Here is a 22,237-nt window from a genome sequence, read left to right as displayed (position 1 = left end):
GTCAGTCGTTGTTCCCGGTCAGTGGAGGCGCATTATAGGGAGTTCTCGGCAGGCCGCAACCCCTAATTGCAAAAAACCTTTCAAGCGCTCAAATAACCACCAAAAACACCTTTTTAGGATATTTATTAGTCGAAAAACACCGGTTTTAGCACAGTAATAGCGGCAACCTCTGTAAATAGGGACAAACGAAGATAAAGAAGAAGATAAAGAAAAGGGAGCGGTCACCCGCTCCCTTTCATCTTTTTACGCTTAACTGTCGTTATTGGCGTGCAACGATATGGTCGTTTTCCACATCCAGCGTTACCAGCTTGCCGGGGATCAGCTTGCCGGACAGGATTTGCTGCGCCAACGGGTTCTCGATCTCCTGCTGAATAGCGCGTTTCAACGGACGCGCACCATACACAGGGTCGTAACCGGTTTTGCTCAACAACGCCAGAGCAGGCTCGGTCATGGTCACTTCGTAACCGCGCTCTTCCAAACGCTTGTACAGACGCGACAGCTGAATCTTGGCGATTGCAGCAATGTGTTTCTCGCCCAGCGGATGGAACACCACCACTTCATCGATACGGTTGATGAACTCCGGACGGAAGTGGTGACTCACCATCTCCATCACCGACTCTTTCATCTGCGCGTAGTTCATCTGACCGAAATGCTCCTGGATCAGATCCGAACCCAGGTTGGACGTCATGATCACCACGGTATTGCGGAAATCGACGGTACGGCCCTGGCCATCGGTCAGGCGGCCGTCATCCAACACCTGCAGCAGGATGTTGAACACGTCCGGGTGCGCTTTCTCGACTTCATCCAGCAGGATCACCGAATAAGGCCGGCGGCGCACAGCTTCCGTCAGGTAGCCGCCCTCTTCATAACCGACATAGCCCGGAGGCGCGCCGACCAGACGCGAAACGGAGTGTTTCTCCATAAACTCGGACATGTCGATACGCACCATAGCGTCGTCGCTGTCGAACAGGAACGAAGCCAGCGCCTTGCAGAGCTCGGTTTTCCCCACCCCGGTCGGGCCAAGGAACAGGAACGAACCGATCGGCCGGTTAGGATCGGACAACCCGGCGCGGCTGCGGCGGATAGCATTAGAGACCGCGCTGACCGCTTCGTCCTGGCCGATCACCCGCGAATGCAGCTCTTGCTCCAGGCGCAGCAGCTTGTCGCGCTCGCCTTCCAGCATTCTGGCCACCGGGATCCCGGTCGCGCGCGCCAGCACTTCGGCAATCTCCGCATCGGTTACCCGGTTGCGCAGCAGCTTCATGCTCTTGCCTTCGGCCTGCGTGGCAGCGGCGAGCTGTTTCTCCAGCTCAGGGATCTTGCCGTACTGCAGTTCCGACATCCGCCCCAAATCGCCGACGCGACGCGCCTGCTCCAGGGTGATTTTGGCCTGCTCGAGTTCCGCCTTGATGTTCTGAGTACCGGAGAGTGACGCTTTTTCCGCTTTCCACTCTTCTTCCAGCTCCGAATATTCGCGTTCTTTCTGCCCCAGCTCATCGCTGAGCATTTCCAAGCGTTTCTTACTGGCGTCGTCCGACTCTTTATTCAGCGCCTGCTGTTCCAGCTTCAACTGAATGATGCGGCGCTCAAGCCTGTCGAGCGATTCAGGCTTGGAGTCCATCTGCATGCGAATGCTGGACGCCGCTTCGTCGATCAGGTCAATAGCCTTGTCCGGCAATTGACGATCGGCGATATAACGGTGCGAAAGCGTTGCCGCCGCCACGATGGCCGGATCGGTGATCTGCACGTGGTGGTGCAGTTCGTAACGCTCTTTCAGGCCGCGCAGAATAGCGATAGTGTCTTCCACGCTCGGCTCCGCCACATACACTTTCTGGAAACGACGTTCGAGGGCCGCATCCTTCTCTATATATTGACGATACTCATCCAGCGTGGTGGCACCGACGCAGTGCAGCTCGCCGCGCGCCAGCGCCGGCTTCAGCATGTTGCCCGCATCCATTGCGCCATCCGCCTTACCGGCGCCGACCATGGTGTGCAGTTCGTCGATAAACAGGATCACGCTGCCTTCCTGCTTGGCCAGATCGTTGAGCACGCCTTTCAGACGCTCTTCAAACTCGCCGCGATATTTGGCGCCGGCGATCAACGCGCCCATATCGAGGGACAATACGCGCTTGTGCTTCAACCCTTCCGGCACTTCGCCGTTGATGATGCGCTGCGCCAGGCCTTCGACGATGGCGGTTTTACCCACGCCGGGTTCGCCGATCAGCACCGGGTTATTTTTGGTGCGGCGTTGCAGCACCTGAATGGTGCGGCGGATCTCTTCGTCACGGCCAATCACCGGGTCAAGTTTGCCCTGCTCGGCACGTTCGGTCAGATCGATGGTGTATTTCTTCAATGCTTGCCGTTGGTCTTCGGCGCCTTGGTCTTCCACGCTGTCACCGCCTCTCATTTGTTCAATGGCTTTGCTGATTTTGTCGGCCGTTGCGCCGGCCGCTTTCAACAAGTCGGTCAACGAGCCGCGGTCTTCCAGCACCGCAAGCACAAACAGCTCGGAAGAAATGAATTTGTCCGCGCGCTTCTGCGCCAGCTTGTCGCACAGGTTCAGGACGCGCACCAGCTCGTGGGACGGTTGAACGTCGCCACCGGTGCCTTCTACCTGCGGTAAACGGGACAGCGCCTGTTCGATTTCGGTGCGCACGCGCCCGGCATCGATACCTGCGGAAGTTAATAGTGGACGAACCGTGCCCCCTTCCTGATTGAGCAGGGCGCTCATCAGATGTAGCGGTTCAATAAACTGGTTGTCGTGCCCAAGGGCTAGTGACTGGGCATCGGCGAGGGCAAGCTGGAATTTGTTGGTAAGACGATCCAGACGCATAACACCTCCAAGATGGGTCGAAATTGCTACTGGAGATTAAATGAGGTCATCCCTCAAATTTTCAAGGTTATCTCGACGCTAAATTTTCGGTACAACGCCATGCGTCGTTGGATCGTCCTAATTCAATAGGTTATATCAGCCAGATTAAACTTGCCATACGTCCGGTTATTCCATCGCGCCGATAGGAGAAAAAATGACTCGTTTCGTTAACCGTACAGCGGTCGCCGCCATAGATGGCCTGCACGCCCGCTCGCAACAAACGTTGGCGAGCCAGCAAATAGATATTAGCCAAAAACTTATCGCCGTGCTGGGTAAACGCCGCTGCGGCTTCGGCGTCTTCCGCCATGAAAGCGGCGCGCACCTCCGGCCCGACCTCAAACTGCTGTGGGCCGATCGCCGGCCCCAACCAGGCACTAATTTGGCACGGTGCAGCGCTGAACGCCGCCACGGTTTGCTCCAGCACGCCGTGGCACAATCCGCGCCAGCCGGCGTGGGCGGCAGCTACTTCGTCACCGTGCTGCGAGCAGAATAGCACCGGCAGACAATCCGCCGTCATCACGGCGCACACCTGCCCCGGCACGTTGCTGTACACCGCATCCGCCCGCAGATCGGCGGGCGCTTTCCCTGTCAACGTCACCACGCGAGTGCCGTGCACCTGCTCGAGCCACACCGGCATCTGCGGCAAACCGGCGGCGGTAACCAAACGTTCCCGATTGCGTGTCACCGCTTGCGCCTCATCACCGACGTGGGTGCCGAGGTTCAGCGAGTCATAAGGCGGCAGGCTAACGCCGCCGCCACGCGTGGTGCTGCAGGCCTTAACGCCGGTAGGCAACGGCCAGTCAGGCAGAATGAGCGAGCTCATTACCAGTCCATCTGATCTTTGAATTCTTCGGTGTCCGCCTTCAGCGCGTTGATCAGATCGACCATGTCCTGCGGCAGCGGCGCATGCCACTCCATCTGGATGCCGCTGATCGGATGATACAAACGCAGCATGGTGGCGTGCAGCGCCTGGCGGTCAAAGCCGCGCAGCGTATTGATGAAGGCTTCCGAAGCGCCTTTCGGCGGACGCGGACGGCCGCCGTACAGCGGATCGCCCACCAGCGGATGACTGATGTAAGCCATGTGTACGCGGATCTGGTGAGTACGGCCGGTTTCCAGGCGCAGGCGCAGGCGGGTGTGCGCGCGGAAGTGTTCCATGATGCGGTAGTGCGTTACCGCCGGTTTACCCATCGGGTGCACCGCCATATGGGTACGCTTGGTGGAATGACGCGCGATAGGCTCTTCTACCGTGCCGCCGGCGGTCATGGTGCCGATCGCCACCGCTTCGTATTCACGGGTGATCTCACGCGCCTGCAGCGCTTCCACCAGCCGGGTTTGCGCCGGCACGGTTTTCGCCACCACCATCAGGCCGGTGGTGTCTTTGTCCAGACGGTGCACGATGCCGGCACGCGGCACGTCGGCGATTTCCGGGTAGTGATGCAGCAGCGCATTGAGCACCGTGCCGTCCGGGTTACCGGCGCCAGGGTGCACCACCAAATCGCGCGGTTTGTTGATCACCAGGATGTCGCTGTCTTCATAGACGATATCCAGCGCGATATCCTGTGGCTCCCAACGCGCCTCTTCTTCAATCTGTGCATCGATGGCGACGGTCTCTCCGCCCAGCACCTTCTCTTTCGGTTTGTTTGACGTTTTGCCATTGACCTTCACCCGATCGCCCAGGATCCACTCTTTTATGCGAGATCGTGAATAATCAGGGAACAATTCGGCCAAAGCCTGATCTAAACGTTGTCCGAGTTGAGATTCGGCCACCGTTGCGGTGAGTTGTACTTGTTGTGCCATATGCAGCTTCTTCGTTAACGTTGGGTTTTCACGGCGATGCCGTTTAATATAATGTGCTATTGTACCTGGTCTTTGTCGGGAGCTTAACGGACAGTCTCCCGGAATAACACCCTGAGGATAATCAAAACGTCATGACGCGTATGAAATATCTGGTGGCGGCAGCCACGTTGAGCCTGGCGCTGGCAGGTTGCTCCACATCCAAGGATGCGGTTCCCGACAACCCACCTTCGGAAATCTATGCTACCGCGCAGCAAAAACTGCAGGACGGTAACTTCAAGGGCGCGATTACGCAACTCGAAGCGTTAGATAACCGCTATCCTTTCGGGCCGTATTCCCAGCAGGTCCAGCTGGATTTGATTTACGCCTACTATAAGGCCGCCGACTTGCCGATGGCTCAGGCATCCATCGATCGCTTCATGCGTCTGAACCCGACGCACCCGAACATCGATTACGTGATGTACATGCGCGGCCTGACCGACATGGCGCTCGATGACAGCGCGCTGCAGGGCTTCTTCGGGGTTGACCGTTCGGACCGCGATCCTCAGCACGCTCGCGCTGCGTTCCGCGACTTCAGCCAGTTGATTCAGCAATACCCGAACAGCCAATACGCGACCGACGCCAACAAGCGTTTGGTGTATCTGAAAGACCGTTTGGCCAAGTATGAGCTTTCGGTGGCGGAATACTACACTAAACGCGGTGCTTACGTCGCGGTCGTTAATCGCGCCGAGCAGATGTTGCGAGAATTCCCGGATACCAAAGCGACGCACGACGTGTTGCCGCTGATGGAAAATGCCTACAAGCAGCTGCAGCTGAACGGCCAGGCTGACAAAGTGGCCAAAGTGATCGCCGCCAACCCGCAATAAGCGTGCTTCGGCACAGGCAGAAAAACCAAACGGCAGCCGAGGCTGCCGTTTTCATTGGCGTCGACCTGGTTTTTACTGGAAAAATACACAAGTAAAAACACGGTGTTAGCTAGTACTCCTCACCGGTCAACTCATCGATAATGCGCCATCCGGCGGCAACTCTCAAGCATTAGATAGCCAATTCAAATGCTGAATCACAGATTGAACTAACTTTGCAAAAAGTGACAAAAAATCGTGATTTACATCACGCATTTAAACAAAAAGCGGGGTATGCTGGATTCACCAAGACGGAAAGACAGAGAGGTAAGTTATATGACATTGAACATTACCAGCAAACAAATGGATATCACTCCCGCAATCCGCAATCACGTCGAAGACCGTCTCACCAAACTGGAAAAATGGCAGACCCAGCTGATTAACCCGCATATCGTCTTATCCAAAGAACCGCAAGGGTTTGTCGCCGATGCTACCATTACCACGCCTAACGGCCCGCTGGTCGCCAGCGCCAAACATGATGACATGTATACCGCCGTTAATGAGCTGATCGCCAAGCTGGAGCGCCAGCTGAACAAGGTGCAGCACAAAGGCGAAGCGCGCCGCTGCAACGCCAGCGTGAAAGACATCGTGCCGGAAGTCACGCAAGAGCAGGAATAACCGTCCGACTGCGGTTGCCGCATCAAACGCGCCCGAGGGCGCGTTTTTTGTCGGGTATTTTTGTTGACGGGGTAAAAACCAACGGTTACTTTAAAACCTGTTCGCATTAACCTTAGGTAGACCATGCCACGCACACCGTTTTTCTTCGCATTCTTTTTTACCTTCCCCTGACTGGGAGGCGTTTCGTCGTGTGAGAAAGAATGCGAAGACGAACAATAAGGCCTCCTGGAGACAGGGGGCTTTTTTTATGGCTGTTTTACAACGAATAAGAACTGAAGGCGGAAGCTGATTATGACTGACAACCCGTTATTGGTGCTGCGCGAGCGCATCAGCGCACTGGACTTGAAACTGTTGGCCCTGCTGGCGGAACGCCGTGAGCTGGCGATCGAAGTCGGCAAGACCAAACTGCACTCTCATCGTCCGATCCGCGACAAAGAGCGCGAACGCGATCTGCTGGATGCGCTGATCGCCGCCGCCAAACCTTACGACCTGGACGGCTTCTACGTCACCCGCCTGTTCCAACTGATTATCGAAGATTCCGTCCTGACCCAGCAGGCGCTGCTGCAGCACCAGCTCAACCCCGTCAGCCAACACTCCGCCCGCATCGCCTTTCTCGGCCCGAAAGGCTCCTACTCACATCTGGCGGCACGCCAATACGCCGCCCGCCATTTCGATCGGCTGATCGAATGCGGTTGCCAAAAGTTTCAGGATATCTTCACCCAGGTGGAAACCGGCCAGGCGGACTACGCAATTTTGCCGATCGAGAACACCAGCTCCGGCTCGATTAACGAGGTGTACGATCTGCTGCAACACACCAGCCTGTCGATCGTCGGCGAACTGACCAACCCGATCGACCACTGTGTTCTGGTGGCCGGCGACAGCGATCTTAACCAGATTGAAACCGTCTACAGCCACCCGCAGCCGTTCCAACAGTGCAGCCAGTTCCTTAACCGCTTCCCGCACTGGAAAATCGAGTACACCGAAAGCACCGCCGCGGCGATGGAGAAAGTCGCCAAGCTGAATTCGCCGAAGGTGGCGGCGCTGGGCAGTGAGGCCGGCGGCGCGTTGTACGGGCTGCAGGTGCTGGAACACAACCTCGCCAACCAGCAGCAGAACATCACTCGCTTCATCGTCCTGGCGCGCAAAGCGATCGACGTATCTGAACAGGTGCCGGCCAAAACCACGCTGATTATGGCGACCGGCCAACAATCCGGTGCGTTGGTCGAAGCGCTGCTGGTTCTGCGCGACAACGGCATCATCATGACCAAACTGGAATCACGCCCGATCAACGGCAATCCGTGGGAAGAGATGTTTTATATCGATGTGCAGGCCAACCTGCGTGCCGACGCGATGCAAAAAGCGCTGCGCGATCTGGCGCCAATCACCCGCTCGCTGAAGGTCCTGGGCTGCTACCCGAGCGACACCGTGGTGCCGGTCAACCCATCCTGAAACCATAAAAAAAGGTTCGGCCAAGCCGAACCTTTTACGTTTACCGCCCGCGTTTTACTGTCGGCTGTCGTTAGCCTGTCGCAACAGCGTGCGGCTCTCCACCAGGAAGCGTTGGGCGTAATCGCCGAACCAGTGCTCCACCTTGCGGAAACTGTCGATAAACGCCTGTTTGTCGCCATGCTCCAACAGCGTTATCGCCTCGCCGAAGCGCTGGTAGTAACGTTTAATCAGCGCCACGTTTTCCTCCGACGACATGATGATATCGGCGTAAAGCTGCGGATCCTGCGCAAACAGGCGGCCAACCATCGCCAGCTCCAGCCGGTAGATCGGCGAGGAGAGCGCCAGCAACTGCTCCAGTTGCACGTTCTCTTCCGCCAGATGCAACCCGTAGGCGAAGGTGGCGAAGTGGCGCAGCGCCTGAATAAACGCCATGTTCTGATCGTGTTCGACCGCGCTGATGCGATGCAGCCGCGCGCCCCACACCTGCAGCTGTTCAAGCAGCCACTGGTAAGCCTCCGGCTGGCGGCCGTCGCAGTAAACCACCACCTGCTTCGCCACGCTGCCCACGTCCGGGCCGAACATCGGGTGCAGCCCTACCACTGGGCCACTGTGCGCCGCCAACATCGCATGCAGCGGGCGGTTCTTCACCGACGCCAAATCCACCAGAATACAGTCGGCAGGCAGCGTCGGCAGGCGGCTTATCACCTGCTCGGTCACGTGGATCGGCACGCTGACGATCACCATGCCGGCGTCTGCCAGCAGCTGTTCCGCCTGCGGCCAATCTTCCTGATCCAGTACCCTGACCTGATAACCCGACAGCGTCAGCAAGCGGCTGAACAGCCTTCCCATCTGGCCGTTGCCGCCGATGATGACGATCGGCCGCAGCTGCGGACACAAAGTTTTAAAGCCTTTATCGTTCTCGCTGACGTAGGATTCGCGCATCACGCGGCGCAAAACGTCCTCGATCAAATCCGGCGGCACCCCGAGGTTTTCCGCCTCCTGGCGACGCGAGGCCAGCATCGCGGCTTCGCGCTCCGGTACGTAAACCGGCAGGCCATGACGGCTTTTGACTTCGCCCACTTCCGCTACCAGATGCAGGCGTTTCGCCAGCAGACCCAGCAGCGCTTTATCCACCTCATCGATTTGATCGCGCAGCGCGGTCAGTTCTGCCACCATAACTTACTTTTCTCCCGTACGGGCCGCCAGCGCAGCGCCGAGTTCCTGATGCATATGGCGCAACAGGGTTTCCGTGCTCTCCCAGTTGATGCAGGCGTCGGTGACGGACACACCGTAACGCATGTCTGCACGCGGCTGTTCGGAAGACTGGTTGCCCTCATGCAGATGGCTCTCCAGCATAATGCCGGTGATTGAGCGGTTGCCCGCCTTGATCTGCTCCACCACGGACTCGGCCACCGCCGGCTGACGGCGATAGTCTTTATTCGAGTTGCCATGGCTGCAATCTATCATCAAGGACGGGTGGAGTCCCGCCTCAAGCATCTGTTTTTCACAGGCCGCGACGTGCTCAGCACTGTAGTTCGGCGTTTTGCCGCCGCGCAGGATCACGTGTCCGTCCGGGTTGCCCTGCGTTTGCAGCAGGCAAACCTGGCCTGCCTGGTTGATGCCGACGAAGCGGTGCGGCATAGCGGCGGCGCGCATGGCGTTGATGGCGGTACCCAAGCTGCCGTCGGTGCCGTTTTTGAAGCCGACCGGCATCGACAGGCCGGAGGCCATTTCTCGGTGGGTCTGAGATTCGGTGGTGCGCGCACCGATCGCCGACCAGCTGAACAAATCCCCCAGGTACTGCGGGCTGTTCGGATCCAACGCTTCGGTAGCCAACGGTAAGCCCATGCCCACCAGATCCAGCAACAGGCGACGCGCGATATGCAAGCCTGCCTCAACGTCAAACGAACCGTCCATGTACGGATCGTTGATCAAACCTTTCCAGCCGACAGTGGTTCTGGGTTTTTCAAAGTAGACGCGCATAACGATATACAGCTGATCGCTCAAGTCAGCCGCCAGGGTTTTCAAACGACGGGCATAGTCCAGCGCCGCGTCCGGATCGTGGATCGAACAAGGCCCGCACACCACCAACAGGCGATGATCGCGCCCCTGCAAAATGTTGGCGATAGTGTTGCGCGCAGTGGCGATCTCATTTTCGTCGTCGGCGCTGAGCGGGAACTGGTTTTTCAGCTCCTCCGGCGTGATGAGAACCTGTTCTGCACTGATGTGTACGTTATTGAGCGCGTCTTTTTGCATGATGCTATTCCTGTCGTTTGGCGTTATGCGTTGAAATGGAACATTGAGCGTTTCAGGGCTCTACCCTATCACGATATGTAAAGTTTTCAATCCATTTTCCGTAAATAAAAAATTACCGTAATCACCCTGATTAAATCACCTTTGAAAAAGGCTTGTAAAAACCAGTTAAAATACAATAAATACATAACATTAATGAATAACAAACCCCGTCATTCCACATTAGCCACCCGGTCTAAGAAAAATGAACATTCGTAAATAAATTTGTACACTTAGTTTTACAGCGAAAATACGCCGCCGATCTCGGCACCGACGCCAGTGCGAAGCAGGATCAGCACGAAATGCCGCCAAAAGCGATGATTTTAAGTAGAAGAAAAGCGAATAAATGAGGGATAAAAATTAAAAACTTAAGCTAATGGCGGCTATTTTTGTCGCCGAAATGAACCGATATAATGTGACCGTCATCAACAATAACTCCCCTTAACAACTGGATCCAAGATGCTCTCTTCTCGCGCTCGTCGCGCTTTTCCGCTGTATATTTGCTGCTTAACGACTTTCACCAGTGTTTCAGCCCTTGCCGACAATACTCTTTTCACCGCGATGGACGATCCGGCCACCGCCAAGAAACCGTTCGAAGGCAACGTGCAGGCGGGCTACAACGCCCAGTCAGGCAACTCGCAGAGCTCCACCCTGTTGGCCAACACCAACATGACCTGGTTCAACAGCGACGCGGCGTACAGCCTGTGGGGGGCGGCCAACAACACCACCTCCTCCAACGTGCGCTCGTCCGAAAAATACCAGGCCGGTGGCCGTACGCGCTATAACCTGACCGATCGCAACTACCTGTTCGGTCAGGCCAGCTGGCTGAGTGACCGTTTCAACGGTTACGATTCACGCTCCACGCTGACCGGCGGCTACGGCCGTCAACTCCTTAACGGGCCGCTCAGTGACCTGCGGGTGGAATTCGGTCCCGGCGTGCGCCATGACGAATACCATGGCGGCGGCCGCTCGACCAAGGGGCTGGCCTATGGTGCGGCCAACTATTCCTATCAGTTGACCGACAACACCAAGTTCATTCAGGGCGTTTCCGCGCTGGCGAACGAAGAAACCACGCTGAACTCGGAAAGCGCGTTGAACGTGGCGATCAACGATCGCTTCTCATTGCGCGTTGCTTACACCGTGACCTACAACAGCAAACCGCCGGCCTCAGCGCCGAAGAACACAGATACCACCACCTCGGTCACGCTGGTCTACGGCCTGTAATCTCCCCCATTATTTCTCGAAGCCCATCATCGATGGGCTTTTTTTATGCCGCCCCCTCCCTCTTTTGCACAATCTGCTAAAAATATTCACCTCACCCATTGACGACTTTAGCAAATAGCTTAATACTGTATGCATATACAGTGATTATCATACAGACCAGGAGCATGATGGATATCGATAGCAAGCTGTCTCACATTGATGCCTCCGGCTCCCGAGATTCTGTAAACGAAGCGAGCATAATGCTATGGAGAAAATAACCTCATTCATCACCTACGCCATGGCGCTGTTTCTCGCCTGGCTCGGCAAGCTGTCTCCGCAGGACATTGCCTTTTTAGTCGGTGCGGCGGTAGGCATCGGCACGTTTCTGGTGAACTGGTACTACCGACGTAAAAGCCTGCAGATCTTGAAGGCCATTGAGCGCAATGCGACATCGCGGAGGAAAATTTACGATGAGTGCAACCGTTAAGCGCTGCAGCGTCGCCGCCGTTTTGGCCATCGCCGTGCTGTTGCCGTCATTTGGCGAGCTGCAAACCTCAGAAGCCGGCCTCAGGCTGATCGCCGATCTCGAAGGTTGCCGCCTGTCGCCGTACCAGTGCAGCGCCGGGGTGTGGACGCAGGGCATTGGGCACACCGCTGGCGTCATCCCTGGTAAAGCGATTGATGAACACAAAGCCGCGATGGATTTGGTCGACGATGTTCGCCGCACCGAGCGCGGCATGGCCGCCTGCCTGCCGGATACGCTCTCGCAACAAACCTATGATGCGGCGATCGCCTTCGCCTTCAATGTGGGCGTCAGCGCAGCCTGCCACTCTACGCTAGTCGCGCTGCTGCAACAGCGCCAGTGGCGGCAGGCCTGCGATCAGCTGCCACGCTGGGTTTACGTAAACGGAAAGAAAAACAAAGGGCTGGAACAGCGACGCGCCATGGAACGCGCACTGTGCTTGCAGGGCATTGCCTCATGATGACGAGTTCGCTCGCCAAAGGTGATGCCACACCAATTTCACTTAATTTGTTCAAGGGGGTTCTTATGATGCACTGTCCACTATGCGGTCACGTGGCCCACACTCGCTCCAGCCGCTATCTGAGCGAGTCGACCAAAGAGCGTTACCATCAATGCCGCAACATCAATTGCAGCTGCACATTCGCCACGCACGAGTCCGTCGCGCGGGTGATCGTCAAACCTGGCGATGACATTATCCCGGCTCAGCCTCACCCGCCGGAGAGTCAGCAGAAACACAGCGCCGCAGCGCTGTAATGTAAAAAGCCTGCTTATGCAGGCTTTATTATGTTGGCGGTGCGCAGACGAAATCTCGCAAATGCAACATGTCGAGGTTTTAAGATAAAAAAAGGGGTTGGCATAGGCCAACCCCTGATAACTATTAACTTTTGGATGCAGCGTTAGTTAACGCGGTTCAGACGCTCTTTGATACGAGCAGCCTTACCAGTACGTTCACGCAGGTAGTACAGTTTAGCTTTACGAACGGCACCACGACGTTTAACAGTAATGCTGTCGATTACTGGGGAGTGAGTCTGGAATACGCGCTCAACACCTTCGCCGTTGGAAATCTTACGAACAGTGAATGCAGAGTGCAGACCGCGGTTACGGATAGCGATAACCACGCCCTCGAATGCCTGCAGACGTTTTTTGCTACCTTCAACGACCCATACCTTCACTTCCACGGAATCACCCGGACGGAATGCAGGTACGTCTTGTTTCATCTGCTCTTGTTCAAGTTGCTTAATAATGTTGCTCATAATATGTCTCTTACCCTAGGTAAACTGATATATCGGTCCCGTCTGATGTCAGACGTTTCCTTCATAGTCCTGTTGCCTGGCCTGATGTTCCCGTTGGAACTCAGCCAGCAACACCGCTTGCTCGTCAGTCAGAGCTAGGCTTTCTAGAAGTTCAGGTCTTCTAAGCCAGGTTCGGCCCAGCGACTGCTTTAAGCGCCAGCGACGTATCTCGGCATGGTTGCCCGACAGCAGAACCGGCGGTACTTCCATTCCTTCCAACACCTCGGGGCGGGTATAGTGCGGGCAGTCCAGCAATCCGTCGGCGAAGGAGTCTTCCTCCGCTGAGGCCTGATGGCCCAGCACACCCGGTATGAAACGGGCGACTGAATCAATCAGGGTCATCGCCGGCAGTTCCCCGCCGCTGAGAACGTAATCGCCGATTGACCATTCTTCGTCAATTTCGGTTTGAATTACGCGCTCGTCTATCCCTTCGTAACGGCCGCACACCAGAATCATCTTCTGATTGGCCGCCAGTTCGCACACGCCGGTTTGATCCAGCTTGCGCCCCTGAGGTGACAGATAAATCACCTTTGCTCCCTCGCCTGCCGCTGCTTTCGCCGCATGAATGGCTTCCCGTAAAGGTTGCACCATCATCAGCATTCCCGGGCCGCCGCCGTAAGGGCGATCGTCCACGGTGCGATGCCGGTCGTAGGTGAAGTCGCGAGGACTCCAACACTGCACGCTCAGCAGGCCATTTTTTACTGCCCGGCCAGTCACCCCGTAATCGGTGATAGCGCGGAACATCTCAGGAAACAGGCTTACAATACCGATGAACACAAGCCAATCCCCTTACCGTTATTCCACTTGCTTCGACCGTTTGATCCGGGGGTCAAAAACCAGGATCCCAATCTGCCTCAATCACGCGAGCAGTGAGATCGACTTTCTTGATAACCTGCCCATGAAGAAACGGAATCAACCGCTCCTTCATGCCGAACGCATCTTTCAGGTTCGCTTTCACAACCATCACATCGTTCGAGCCGGTTTCCATCATATCGATGACTTTACCCAGCTCGTAGCCGGCGGAGGTGACTACCTGGCAGCCCATCAGGTCTTTCCAGTAGTAATCATCACCCTCCAGCGGAGGAAGTTGATCGGAATCCACCATAATCTCGCGATTAGTCAGCAGATTCGCCGCGTCCCGATCGTCAATGCCTTTGACTTTGATGATCAGATCCTGACTGTGGCGCTTCCAGCCTTCCAACTCGATATGCTGCCACTGACCCGCCTGCTGGATAAACCACGGCTGATAGTCAAAAATGCTTTCGGCGTTCTCGGTGGATGAAAACACTCTGAGCCAACCACGAATGCCGTAAGCGGAACCCATTTTACCGAGTACAATCGGCTGCTTAGGCGCTACCGGTTTGAGTTGCTTGCTCATTGCCACCACCGCGACAGATTAAGCTGCTTTCTTAGCGTCTTTGATCAGCGCGTGAACGCGATCAGAAACGGTTGCACCCAGACCAACCCAGTGCTCGATGCGGTCCAGGTCCAGACGCAGTGCTTCAGCCTGACCGGAAGCGATCGGGTTGAAGAAGCCTACGCGCTCGATGAAACGACCATCACGAGCGTTGCGGCTGTCGGTCACTACTACTTGATAGAACGGACGCTTTTTAGCGCCGCCACGTGCCAAACGAATTGTTACCATAACATCCTCTTTAGTTAATAAAACAGCCGGGCCCCATTGAGGGACGGGGCCCGGTTGCAATATAAAAAGCCCGAAAATTTTACTCATTTTGGCGCAAAAAGCAATCTAAAGCGTCGATCGCAGGGGACAACTTTTGCAGCCTGTCAAATTTCGGACGGTTTTCACCGCGAACGGCGAATGCTGAAAGCGCCCGCACTCGGCGTGCGGAAGCCCGTCAGCGGCCAGGGAAGCCCGGCGGCATCATACCTTTCATGCCGCGCATCATCTTCGCCATACCGCCTTTTTTCATCTTCTTCATCATACGCTGCATTTCGTCGAACTGCTTCAGCAAGCGGTTGACGTCCTGCACCTGCATGCCGGCCCCCATCGCGATGCGGCGCTTGCGCGAGCCCTTGATGATTTCCGGTTTGGCACGCTCTTTCAGCGTCATCGAGTTGATGATCGCCTCCATGCGCACCAGCACTTTGTCGTCCATCTGCGACTTGACGTTGTCCGGCAGTTGGCCGGCGCCCGGCAGCTTGCTCAGCATATTGGCCATGCCGCCCATGTTGCGCATCTGCTTGAGCTGCTCCAGGAAGTCGGTCAGATCGAAACCGTCGCCCTTCTTCAGCTTGTTGGCCAGCTTCTCTGCCTGCTCGCGGTCGACCTTGCTTTCGATATCTTCGATCAGCGACAGCACGTCGCCCATGCCCAGGATGCGCGATGCCACGCGATCCGGGTAAAACGGCTCCAGCGCTTCGGTCTTCTCGCCGACGCCAAGGAACTTGATCGGCTTGCCGGTGATATGGCGGATGGACAACGCGGCACCGCCGCGCGCATCGCCGTCGACCTTGGTCAGCACCACGCCGGTCAGCGGCAGCGCTTCGTTAAACGCCTTGGCGGTATTGGCGGCGTCCTGGCCGGTCATGGCGTCGACCACGAACAGGGTTTCCACCGGCTTGATCGCCGCGTGCACCTGTTTGATCTCGTCCATCATCGCTTCGTCAACGTGCAAGCGGCCGGCGGTATCGACAATAAGGACATCGTAGAACTTCAGCTTGGCCTGTTGCAGCGCGCGATTGACGATGTCGATCGGTTTTTCTTTGACGTCAGACGGGAAGAAGTCGATGCCGACGCCTTCCGCCAAGGTTTCCAGCTGTTTGATCGCCGCCGGGCGATAAACGTCCGCGGAAACCACCAACACTTTCTTCTTCTGTTTTTCTTTCAGGAACTTGCCGAGCTTACCGACGCTGGTGGTTTTACCGGCCCCCTGCAGGCCCGCCATCAGCACCACCGCCGGCGGCTGGGCCGCCAGATTCAGCTCGGTGTTGACTTCGCCCATCGCGGCGATCAGCTCGCCCTTGACGATCTTGACGAACTCCTGCCCCGGCGTCAGGCTTTTGTTGACTTCATGGCCAACCGCGCTCTCTTTGACGCGGTTGATGAAGTCGCGCACCACCGGCAGCGCAACGTCCGCTTCCAGCAATGCCATACGCACTTCACGCAGGGTTTCCTTGATATTCTCTTCGGTCAGCCGCCCGCGGCCGCTGATATTGCGCAACGTGCGCGACAATCGATCGGTTAAATTTTCAAACATCGTCTCATGCTCAACGTGTAATGACAGGCCGCTCCGGCGACACAATTGCGCCGATGATAACACGAAGCGCGCAGGATCTCTGCCTCAGCGTTGGAGATAGGTTGGAGTGAAACGCGCGCAACGCTATACTGACACTCCAATTAACCACGCCGAAGCAAAATTAAACGTTATGCCAGTTTTCTCCATTGTGGCTTTGATGGCCTACCTGCTCAGCCTTGGACTGATCATTCCCAGCTTGTTGCGGAAGAACAGCGCATACCGTCGGCTCGCCCTCGTCTCGGCGGTGGTGGCGTTGATTTGCCACGCCATCGCGCTTCAGCAGCGCATCTTTGACGTCAGCGCCGGGCAGAATCTCAGCCTGCTGAACATTGGTTCTATCGTCAGCCTGATCATCTGTTCGGTGATGACCTTCGTCGCTTCACGCGATCGCGGCTGGTTCCTGCTGCCGATCGTCTACAGCTTCGCGATGATCAATCTGGCCTTCGCCAGCTTCATGCCCGGCGAGTTCATCACTCACCTGGAAGCCAGCCCGGAATTGATGGTGCATATCGGCCTGGCGCTGTTCTCTTACGCCACCCTTATCATCGCCGCGCTCTACGCCTTACAGCTCGCCTGGCTCGACTACCTGTTGAAAAACAAAAAGCTGACCTTCAGCGCCGACATGCCGCCGCTGATGAGCATCGAGCGCAAGATGTTCCATATCACCCAGATCGGCGTGGTGCTGCTGACGCTCACCCTGTGCACCGGCCTGCTGTACATGGATAATCTGTTCAGCAAAGAGAACGTGCATAAAGCCGTGTTGTCGATCATGGCCTGGTTCGTGTATATCGTGTTGCTGTGGGGCCATTACCATGAAGGCTGGCGCGGCCGCCGCGTCGTCTGGTTCAGCTTCGCCGGCGCCTTCCTGCTGACGCTCGCCTACTTCGGCAGCCGTCTGATTCAACAGGTGATGGTGCGCTGAGCCAGCCCGGTTCAACTTTCCCTCTCTATAAGGAATACTGCATTGGAGCATGTGTCGACGGGGACCCTCATCATTATCCTGGTGATCATGATCGTGGTCTCCGCTTACTTCTCCGCCTCCGAAACCGGCATGATGACGCTCAACCGTTATCGCCTGCGCCACCTGTCCAAGCAGGGTAACCGTTCGGCGCGCCGGGTGGAGAAGCTGCTGCAAAAACCGGATCGGCTGATCGGCCTGGTGCTGATCGGCAACAACCTGGTCAACATCCTCGCCTCGGCGCTGGCGACCATCGTCGGCATGCGGCTGTATGGCGATCTCGGCGTGGCGATTGCGACCGGCGTGCTGACCTTCGCCGTGCTGTTGTTCGCCGAAGTGCTGCCGAAAACCTTCGCCGCGCTCTATCCGGAACGCATCGCCTTCCCCAGCAGCGTCCTGCTGGCCCCGTTGCAAAAGGTGATGTTCCCGCTGGTCTGGTTGCTCAACGGCATCACCAGCCTGACCTTGCGCCTGTTCGGTATCCGCACCAACGTGCGCATCAGCGACGCCGTCAGCAAGGATGAGCTGCGCACCATCGTGCGTGAATCCCAGTCGCAGATCTCCCGCCGCAATCAGGACATGCTGATCTCGGTGCTGGACCTGGAAAAGGTGACGGTCAACGACATCATGGTGCCGCGCACCGAGATCGTCGGCATCGACGTCAACGACGACTGGAAGTCGATCATGCGCCAGCTGACCCACTCGCCGCACGGCCGCATCGTGCTGTATCGCAGCTCGCTGGACGACGCGATCGGCATGCTGCGCGTGCGCGAAGCCTACCGTCTGATGACCGAGAAAAAAGAGTTTAACAAAGAGAACCTGCTGCGCGCCGCCGATGAGATCTACTTCGTACCGGAAGGCACGCCGCTCAACGTGCAGCTGGTGAAATTCCAGCGCAACAAAGAGAAGGTCGGCATCGTGGTCGACGAGTACGGCGACATTCAGGGCCTGGTTACGGTGGAAGACATCCTCGAGGAGATCGTCGGCGACTTCACCACCTCGATGTCGCCGACGCTGGCGGAAGAAGTCACGCCGCAGAGCGACGGCTCGGTCTTGATCGACGGCACCGCCAACGTGCGGGAGCTGAACAAGGCCTTTAACTGGACTTTACCCGCCAACGAGGCTCGCACCGTCAACGGCATGCTGCTGGAAGAACTGGAAGAGATCCCCGAAATCGGCACCCGGGTGCGTATCGGCCATTACGATATCGACATTCTCGACGTGCAGGGCAATATGATCAAACAGGTGCTGGTCACGCCGATCACCTCGCTGCAGTCCAGCATCGGCCATCACTAACCCTCCGCCAGAACGTAAAAAAGACGCGAAATCGCGTCTTTTTTGTCTCTGCGGGAAACGTACGGTTAGATATGCAGCTCCTGCAGCTTCTCTTTCGGCAGCGCCAGTTCGTCGTTGTGGTTCACCACCACGCCGTTATCCAGAATGTGCTTGGCGATCTCCTGCGCTTCTTCCAGCGAGTGCATGTGGTAGGTACCACACTGGTACTCGTTCAGCTCAGGGATCTTGCGCTGGTCGGTCACTTTCAGCACGTCTGCCATCGCCGCTTTCCAGGCATCGGCAACGCGCTGCTCTTCCGGCACGCCGATCAGGCTCATGTAGAAACCGGTGCGACAGCCCATTGGGGAGATGTCGATAATCTCCACGCCCTGGCCGTTCAGGTGGTCGCGCATAAAGCCGGCGAACAGGTGTTCCAGCGTGTGAATGCCGCGTTCGGGCATCACTTCCAGGTTCGGGCGGCAAAAGCGCAGATCAAATACCGTGATGGTATCGCCATGAGGCGTTTTCATGGTTTTCGCAACGCGGACAGCCGGGGCTGCCATACGGGTATGATCGACGGTAAAGCTATCCAGCAATGGCATTTCGCTACCTCCTCGTAAAAGAGCATTTATTTCGAAACTTTTTTTCCTAACCGGGAAACCTTTTCCAACCCTGCGAGTCTGAGTATGTGAAAGACGCGCATTTGTTATCATCATCCCTGTCATCAGAGATGCATATTTGGCCACATTGATGTGGCCTTTTTCTTTTTCAGCTTCCGCCGTTTTGCTTCAGGAACGCTTCAAAGCTTAGCGTATCATTGGCTTCTATGTCGCGTTGACGCTGCCAAGAGGCTTCCCGCTCTTTATCCAGCTCGGCTTCGTTCAGGATTTCCAACGGTTCTTCCAGCAATGTCTGGCGATACTGCTCCGCCAGCTGCAGACCGACGCGTCCGGTGCCTTCCGCCTTCATCGCCTTCAGAATGCGCGCGGAGAAGGTCAGCTCAGGATCGTCAAACGCGGCGACCAGCTCATCGCACACCTGCTGGTATTGACGGTTGCCGGCTTCGCCGTCCAACACTTCTGCTACCCGACGCAGATCGGCGAACAGCGCCTTGCCCACTTTTTCCAGCGGTTCATGGCTGGTGCCACAGCCGATGCCGATGGTCTGACCCGGTTTGCGCCCTTCCAGAATCACCCGGTTCCAGTTCTTGCGCGTGCACAGCAGTTCATCGCTGCTCATCTCCGGCGCATCGGCCAGCGCGCACCACACCAGGAACAGATCCAGGAAACGCGCCTGCACCGCATCCACGCCGATCGGCGAGAACGGGTTGATATCCAGCGAACGCACTTCGATGTATTCGATACCGCCGCGCAGCAGCGCGTCTGACGGCGTTTCGCCGCTTTTGGTCACGCGCTTCGGCCGGATCGGCGCATACAGCTCGTTCTCGATTTGCAGCACGTTGCTGTTCAACTGCAGGTAACGATCACCCTCTTTCACGCCCAGCCTGGCGAACTCTTCGGAAGGCGTAACGATCGCCCGCTTCAAACCGGCCACATAGCTGTGCAGATCGTTGAAGGTGATGCCCAGATTACTCTGCGACTTGTTGGTATAACCCAGGTCGCTCAGACGCAGCGAGGTGGCGTACGGCAGGTAGCACATCCCCTGCTCGGTGCGTTCGAACGGCAGAGTGGTCTCGCGCCCTTTGAGGAACGAAGAACAAATGGCCGGCGATGCACCGAACAGATACGGGATCACCCAACCGAAACGGTAGTAGTTGCGGATCAGACGGAAATACCCCGCCGAGATCTGCTCTTTACCACTTTCTGCGTCCTGCACGCCAGCCCAGGCCTGCCAAAACTCCAGCGGCAGCGAGAAGTTGTAGTGCACGCCGGAAATGGTCTGCATCAGCGCGCCATAGCGATTCTTCAACCCTTCGCGGTACAGCGTCTTCATGCGGCCGATGTTCGACGAACCGAACTGCGCCAGCTCAATATCCTGCTCGGCTTCGATAAAGCACGGCATGCTGAGCGGCCACATGCGCTCATCGCCAATGTTGCGCGCCACGTAGCGATGAATATCGCGCAGGAACGTCAGCAAGTGATCGATATTGTCATCAACCGGCGTAATGAACTCTAACAGCGCCTCGGCGAAATCCGTGGTGATCCAGTGATGCGTCAATGCCGCCCCCAGCTTTTCCGGATGCCCGGTAGTCGCCAAGGTGCCGTTCGGCGTGACTCGCAGCGTTTCACGCTCGATGCCGCGACGAATGCCTTTTAATGCCTGAGGATGGGCTTCCAACCAAGAAAGCGCCTGTGATACGTCCGGGATCAAATTGACCTCCCGCTTCTAAAAACAATAACTCGTAAGCATACTGAATCCGCACCCGAGAGAATATTGAGTTATATTCACTTGGTTACTGCCACCAGGCGATGCCCTGTACCGTTATCATAGCCAAAACGATGTAACGCAGCGCTTTTCCGATACACAGAAACAGCGCGACAGAGCCCCAGGGCATGCGCAGCCAACCTGCCAACACGCACAACAAATCGCCCACCACCGGCACCCAGCTGAGCAACAGCGCAGCCGGGCCGAAGCGTTGCAGCCACCCGAGCGCCGTTGCCAGCCCCCGCTGTGGTTTCAACGCCGGTAACAGGCGCCCGATAATGACATTGGTCAAGCCGCCCAGCGTGTTGCCCAGGGTCGCGGCCAGCACCAGCAATTCCGGCGAGACGCGACTCTGGGTCAGCAAAGCGACCAGAACGATTTCTGAATTTCCCGGCAGCAGCGTCGCACTGAGGAAGCTGCTGCCAAATAACGATATTACGGCTAGCGTACTACTCACAGCGTGCGAACGTCTACCACGTCCATACCGGCGCTTTTTGCCGCCTGAATGCCGAACTCGGCGTCTTCAAACACCACGCACTTTTCCGGCGGCACGCCGATAAGTTCGGCGCAACGCAGGAAGGTGTCCGGCTCCGGTTTATGGCGCTGTACGTCGTCCGCACCGACGATCGCGTCGAAGCAGTTGAACAGGCCGAGATGACGCAGCAGCATTTCCGCCATGCGGTGCTCGCTGCCGGTACCGACCGCCATCGGACGACGACCGTGATAGGATTTTACCACCTCGATCAGCGGCAACGGGCGCACGCTGTCCAACAGCATCGCCTCCACCGCGCGGGTTTTCTCCGCGGCCAAGTGATGGGGATCGAGATCGGCCTGGTGGCTGGCGATAATCGCCTGAGCGATGCGCCAGGTCGGTGAACCGCTCAGCGCCACCATAGCCGCTTCATCAAACGTCATGCCATAACGTGACAGCACTTCACTCCACGCTTTGCGGTGCGTTGGCTCGGTGTCCAGAATCGTGCCGTCCATGTCGAAAATAAGACCCTGATAGCGGTCGTACATCGTTACTCCATGATCGTTGAGGAAAGAAAACTACTTTAGCGTAAAGCCGTTGGGTTGTCGCTGACTGCGTCATAGCGGAATGTGCTGTGATCGATCGGGTACAAAGCAGGAAAGGGGGGAAGAGAGAATGGCTAAATGCTGAAAAGCGAAAAACCCGCCAGGGCGGGTTTCTCTTAGATGGTGTATCCGGGAGGATGATTCGGCGCCAACGCCTCACCCTGCGGGCCGTTGCTAAAGCAACGTTATCCTCCCCAAGGACACTTTCTTTTTACCACCCGCATGACGATTTCTCTTCGCGATACGGGAGGTTAAACATGGTGCATCCGGGAGGATTCGAACCTCCGACCGCTCGGTTCGTAGCCGAGTACTCTATCCAGCTGAGCTACGGATG

Annotated in this window: 24 protein-coding genes and 1 other annotated feature; of the genes, 10 read left to right on the top strand and 14 right to left on the bottom strand. The window is 56.8% G+C overall.

Annotated elements, in window-relative coordinates; translation table 11 throughout:
* Positions 1–259: 259 nt before the first annotated feature.
* From clpB to rluD, 3 genes are all read right to left on the bottom strand, one after another.
* Positions 260–2,833 carry an ATP-dependent chaperone ClpB gene (gene clpB, locus AC2CGQ_RS18975; RefSeq protein WP_004932446.1) on the bottom strand — a complete coding sequence of 858 codons (2,574 nt, stop codon included), beginning with the start codon at positions 2,831–2,833 and terminating at the stop codon, positions 260–262.
* A gap of 130 nt (positions 2,834–2,963) precedes the next feature.
* Positions 2,964–3,695 (bottom strand): purine nucleoside phosphorylase YfiH, encoded by a 732-nt coding sequence (gene yfiH, locus AC2CGQ_RS18970; RefSeq protein WP_166444857.1) that lies wholly within the window; start codon positions 3,693–3,695, stop codon positions 2,964–2,966.
* Positions 3,695–4,672, bottom strand: a complete 978-nt coding sequence (gene rluD, locus AC2CGQ_RS18965; protein WP_004932452.1) for a 23S rRNA pseudouridine(1911/1915/1917) synthase RluD — start codon at positions 4,670–4,672, stop codon at positions 3,695–3,697. Before rluD ends, yfiH begins: the two co-directional genes overlap by 1 nt.
* Positions 4,673–4,803: 131 nt before the next feature.
* On the opposite strand from rluD, the gene bamD reads away from it, so the two are divergent.
* The 4 genes from bamD (at position 4,804) to pheA (ending at position 7,638) form a co-directional block, all read left to right on the top strand.
* A complete protein-coding gene (gene bamD / locus AC2CGQ_RS18960) occupies positions 4,804–5,535 on the top strand; it encodes an outer membrane protein assembly factor BamD (protein ID WP_004932456.1) in 732 nt (243 codons plus the stop codon).
* Between the two features lie 312 nt (positions 5,536–5,847).
* On the top strand, positions 5,848–6,189 hold the full coding sequence (gene raiA, locus AC2CGQ_RS18955) for a ribosome-associated translation inhibitor RaiA (RefSeq protein WP_004932457.1): 342 nt from the start codon (positions 5,848–5,850) through the stop codon (positions 6,187–6,189).
* Positions 6,190–6,311: 122 nt separating this feature from the next.
* Positions 6,312–6,438 (top strand) — a sequence feature (Phe leader region).
* On the top strand, positions 6,313–6,360 hold the full coding sequence (locus AC2CGQ_RS18950) for a hypothetical protein (protein WP_101428074.1): 48 nt from the start codon (positions 6,313–6,315) through the stop codon (positions 6,358–6,360). Its footprint overlaps the feature before it by 48 nt.
* 42 nt (positions 6,439–6,480) lie before the next feature.
* Positions 6,481–7,638, top strand: a complete 1,158-nt coding sequence (gene pheA, locus AC2CGQ_RS18945) for a bifunctional chorismate mutase/prephenate dehydratase (RefSeq protein WP_156866068.1) — start codon at positions 6,481–6,483, stop codon at positions 7,636–7,638.
* 54 nt (positions 7,639–7,692) lie between these two features.
* Here pheA and tyrA read toward each other — a convergent pair whose 3' ends face one another.
* Positions 7,693–8,814 (bottom strand): bifunctional chorismate mutase/prephenate dehydrogenase, encoded by a 1,122-nt coding sequence (gene tyrA / locus AC2CGQ_RS18940; RefSeq protein WP_015376710.1) that lies wholly within the window; start codon positions 8,812–8,814, stop codon positions 7,693–7,695.
* A gap of 3 nt (positions 8,815–8,817) precedes the next feature.
* Positions 8,818–9,894, bottom strand: coding sequence for a 3-deoxy-7-phosphoheptulonate synthase (locus AC2CGQ_RS18935; RefSeq protein ID WP_004932466.1), 1,077 nt, complete (start codon positions 9,892–9,894; stop codon positions 8,818–8,820).
* 495 nt (positions 9,895–10,389) lie between these two features.
* Between AC2CGQ_RS18935 and AC2CGQ_RS18930 the strand changes: the two genes are divergently transcribed.
* From AC2CGQ_RS18930 to AC2CGQ_RS18915, 4 genes are all read left to right on the top strand, one after another.
* Positions 10,390–11,154, top strand: a complete 765-nt coding sequence (locus AC2CGQ_RS18930) for a DUF481 domain-containing protein (protein WP_004932469.1) — start codon at positions 10,390–10,392, stop codon at positions 11,152–11,154.
* A 244-nt stretch (positions 11,155–11,398) separates the two neighbouring features.
* Positions 11,399–11,620: an HP1 family phage holin gene (locus tag AC2CGQ_RS18925; protein ID WP_004932472.1), complete on the top strand. Its 222-nt coding sequence runs from the start codon at positions 11,399–11,401 to the stop codon at positions 11,618–11,620.
* On the top strand, positions 11,604–12,116 hold the full coding sequence (locus AC2CGQ_RS18920) for a lysozyme (RefSeq protein WP_015376709.1): 513 nt from the start codon (positions 11,604–11,606) through the stop codon (positions 12,114–12,116). The genes AC2CGQ_RS18925 and AC2CGQ_RS18920 overlap by 17 nt, the downstream gene beginning before the upstream one ends.
* Positions 12,117–12,181: 65 nt before the next feature.
* Positions 12,182–12,409, top strand: coding sequence for an ogr/Delta-like zinc finger family protein (locus AC2CGQ_RS18915; protein ID WP_021505301.1), 228 nt, complete (start codon positions 12,182–12,184; stop codon positions 12,407–12,409).
* Between the two features lie 143 nt (positions 12,410–12,552).
* Here AC2CGQ_RS18915 and rplS read toward each other — a convergent pair whose 3' ends face one another.
* From rplS to ffh, 5 genes are all read right to left on the bottom strand, one after another.
* The gene (gene rplS / locus AC2CGQ_RS18910; protein WP_015376707.1) at positions 12,553–12,909 is read right to left on the bottom strand and encodes a 50S ribosomal protein L19; all 357 of its coding nucleotides are present in this window, start codon (positions 12,907–12,909) and stop codon (positions 12,553–12,555) included.
* A gap of 48 nt (positions 12,910–12,957) precedes the next feature.
* Positions 12,958–13,725, bottom strand: coding sequence for a tRNA (guanosine(37)-N1)-methyltransferase TrmD (gene trmD, locus AC2CGQ_RS18905; protein ID WP_004932485.1), 768 nt, complete (start codon positions 13,723–13,725; stop codon positions 12,958–12,960).
* Positions 13,726–13,777: 52 nt separating this feature from the next.
* On the bottom strand, positions 13,778–14,326 hold the full coding sequence (gene rimM, locus AC2CGQ_RS18900) for a ribosome maturation factor RimM (RefSeq protein ID WP_484593821.1): 549 nt from the start codon (positions 14,324–14,326) through the stop codon (positions 13,778–13,780).
* Between the two features lie 18 nt (positions 14,327–14,344).
* Positions 14,345–14,593, bottom strand: coding sequence for a 30S ribosomal protein S16 (gene rpsP, locus AC2CGQ_RS18895; RefSeq protein WP_004932501.1), 249 nt, complete (start codon positions 14,591–14,593; stop codon positions 14,345–14,347).
* Positions 14,594–14,807: 214 nt separating this feature from the next.
* Positions 14,808–16,169 (bottom strand): signal recognition particle protein, encoded by a 1,362-nt coding sequence (gene ffh, locus AC2CGQ_RS18890; protein WP_004932504.1) that lies wholly within the window; start codon positions 16,167–16,169, stop codon positions 14,808–14,810.
* Positions 16,170–16,338: 169 nt separating this feature from the next.
* Between ffh and AC2CGQ_RS18885 the strand changes: the two genes are divergently transcribed.
* A complete protein-coding gene (locus tag AC2CGQ_RS18885; RefSeq protein WP_004932506.1) occupies positions 16,339–17,130 on the top strand; it encodes a cytochrome C assembly family protein in 792 nt (263 codons plus the stop codon).
* Positions 17,131–17,172: 42 nt separating this feature from the next.
* Complete coding sequence (locus tag AC2CGQ_RS18880; protein WP_484593820.1) at positions 17,173–18,462, top strand: HlyC/CorC family transporter; 1,290 nt, start codon at positions 17,173–17,175, stop codon at positions 18,460–18,462.
* 65 nt (positions 18,463–18,527) lie between these two features.
* On the opposite strand, the gene luxS is transcribed toward AC2CGQ_RS18880, so the two are convergent.
* The 4 genes from luxS to yqaB form a co-directional block, all read right to left on the bottom strand.
* On the bottom strand, positions 18,528–19,043 hold the full coding sequence (luxS, locus tag AC2CGQ_RS18875; protein WP_004932513.1) for an S-ribosylhomocysteine lyase: 516 nt from the start codon (positions 19,041–19,043) through the stop codon (positions 18,528–18,530).
* Between the two features lie 166 nt (positions 19,044–19,209).
* Positions 19,210–20,772 (bottom strand): glutamate--cysteine ligase, encoded by a 1,563-nt coding sequence (gene gshA, locus AC2CGQ_RS18870; RefSeq protein WP_484593819.1) that lies wholly within the window; start codon positions 20,770–20,772, stop codon positions 19,210–19,212.
* Between the two features lie 82 nt (positions 20,773–20,854).
* Positions 20,855–21,283, bottom strand: coding sequence for a YqaA family protein (locus AC2CGQ_RS18865; protein WP_004932520.1), 429 nt, complete (start codon positions 21,281–21,283; stop codon positions 20,855–20,857).
* Positions 21,280–21,846, bottom strand: a complete 567-nt coding sequence (gene yqaB, locus AC2CGQ_RS18860) for a fructose-1-phosphate/6-phosphogluconate phosphatase (RefSeq protein ID WP_004932523.1) — start codon at positions 21,844–21,846, stop codon at positions 21,280–21,282. Before yqaB ends, AC2CGQ_RS18865 begins: the two co-directional genes overlap by 4 nt.
* Positions 21,847–22,237 lie beyond the last annotated feature (391 nt).

This window comes from Serratia sp. DFXYC6 (assembly GCF_057196085.1).
This window is presented reverse-complemented; position numbering and strand designations above follow the sequence as displayed.